This window comes from Marinobacter sp. G11 (genome assembly GCF_021282325.1).
Taxonomy (GTDB): Bacteria; Pseudomonadota; Gammaproteobacteria; order Pseudomonadales; family Oleiphilaceae; genus Marinobacter; species Marinobacter vinifirmus.
In genome coordinates, this window is record NZ_JAJSPB010000082.1 from 1 (window position 1) to 1901 (window position 1901).

General features: G+C 50.8%; 2 protein-coding genes. Both read left to right on the plus strand.

Translation table 11 applies throughout. The features are described 5' to 3' along the window. Positions 1 to 216 precede the first annotated feature (216 nt). The gene (locus LWH94_RS19060; protein WP_232903291.1) at positions 217 to 507 is read left to right on the plus strand and encodes an Ada metal-binding domain-containing protein; all 291 of its coding nucleotides are present in this window, start codon (positions 217 to 219) and stop codon (positions 505 to 507) included. 370 nt (positions 508 to 877) lie between these two features. Continuing rightward, a complete protein-coding gene (locus tag LWH94_RS19065; RefSeq protein ID WP_232903292.1) occupies positions 878 to 1489 on the plus strand; it encodes a hypothetical protein in 612 nt (203 codons plus the stop codon). Positions 1490 to 1901 lie beyond the last annotated feature (412 nt).

Here is a 1901-nt window from a genome sequence, read left to right on the forward strand (position 1 = left end):
TCGATTCCACAATAATGGCGGTGGGTGCTATGGTAAAAGTTCATGAGTCTTCTCCCTTGTAGTGCTTGGTCGCCTTCCAGCTTAGCGGGCAACCGCTGGGCTGGGGAGAAGGCTCAATCAGTATCAATCGCAGGCAAGGCGACGTCTTTTCCATTACGGCTTCGCCTCCATTTCAAAGCCGCGCGTGCTGCGGGCGTTATGGGTAAGGGAGTATCTGTGAAAACGTACAAGTTGTTAGCAGCAGACGGTACTACAGTCATCAGCACGACGCCCGGCACTCTGGGCGGCAATGCCAAAGCGAAAATCTATGACCGCTTAGATTGCTCCGCAGCCAATGGTGCGCTGTCAAAAGGGTATGCCGAACATCGTGTTTTCTTTGCGGACGAGGAGAATGCCATTCAGGCTGGATATAGACCTTGCGGGCGGTGCATGACCTCGCAGTATAAAGATTGGAAGTCTGGGCCGGACGGTAAAGAGAGCTATCCGTGGAAACAGCTGCCCAAGTAAAAACCATAACAAGGCAATCAAATTCGTTCCGGCCTTCGGCCTCCACCGGACGCCCTTGTCAGGGCGCCGTTTATTGCTGGCGTTAAGCGTTGAATATGAAACGAGATCGGCTCACGTTTGAAGGCGCATGCAATCGAGAATGCGGGTTGAGGTTCGTGAATTGTGGCGGACCAACGGCTTCTGGTCTTGAGGGCTATGCCTGTGAAAACTGTCTTGAGCATTTAGTCAGCGAAACCGAGACAAGCGACGGTTCAGTTTCGGAACGGTGTAGCTACTGTGGCAAGAACCCAGCTTATAAGTCTACTGATCAATATTGGGTTTGTCGGTCGTGCGCCCTCAGAGCTCTGGCGGCTGCAAGAGATTGGTACAAGTGGAAGAAGTAGGTGGAATGCGCTTAACCAATGCAGGCACGGCGACGCCCATTACATTGCGCCTTCGGCTCCATTCCATGGGCGCGCATGCTGCAGGCGTTATATGGAAGCAGAGCATGTCTAATGTGCTTGAGTACCTGAAAGACCGGTACGATGAAGAACAGGATCGTTTTGCGCATTTTGAGGAAAAATGTTCGAAACTTCTCACTCTGCTTTCGATATTGATAGCTGCTCTTGGATCTATTGCTGCGGTTAAATCTCCTTTGGCTTTCCCCCCAACCTCTGTACTGCAATGGCTATTGGTTGTTGCCCTCTTGGGTGCGATTTTCTCGTTAATCTGCGCTTGGGGCCACACGCTGCTGGCTCTGAAGATAGATGACTGTCCGGTTATGCCAAGAAGCTCCGAAACAGCCAATTACCTCAGAGAAAGCACCGAAGAAGTAGGGGAACAGCACCTATTCAATTGCTATGTCGATACCCTCGAAAAATTGGCCGACGCGGTCAATCGCAAAGCGAAGAATGTCGAATTGGCCTACAGTGAACTTACTATCGCAGCTTGGCTCATCGGGGGCTGGGCAATTCTGTTAATTGTTATGGAGTCTTCGTCATGAGTGACCCGAAAGGAAAACCGACCGTCAACAGTGACAAACCAGCTTCGGCTCCGTCGACTACTGAGTACGTCAAGAAAGATAAAGCGCCGAACGTAAACAGAGACAAAAATAAAGGATAGCGCTCCAGCATAAGGCTGAGCACATATAACCAGGCCATGCACCGGATGCCAAAACCTCCGCTTCGCTGCGGCTTTGCCACCGGTGATGGCAGGCGTTAATTGGTAGAGATATGGAACCAGTTATCCAGGAAGAAATAACGGGTTGTGGTATTGCTGCAAGCGCTGCTCTAGTGTCCCGTCTGGGTAATCCCTTTATTTATTATCAATAACACTCAGCTTTGCTCGCGCCACTGAAGTCATAATCGATTCTGCACTCTTGTGCCAGCGGAAGGGCTTTGCCAGTTTCTCATTAT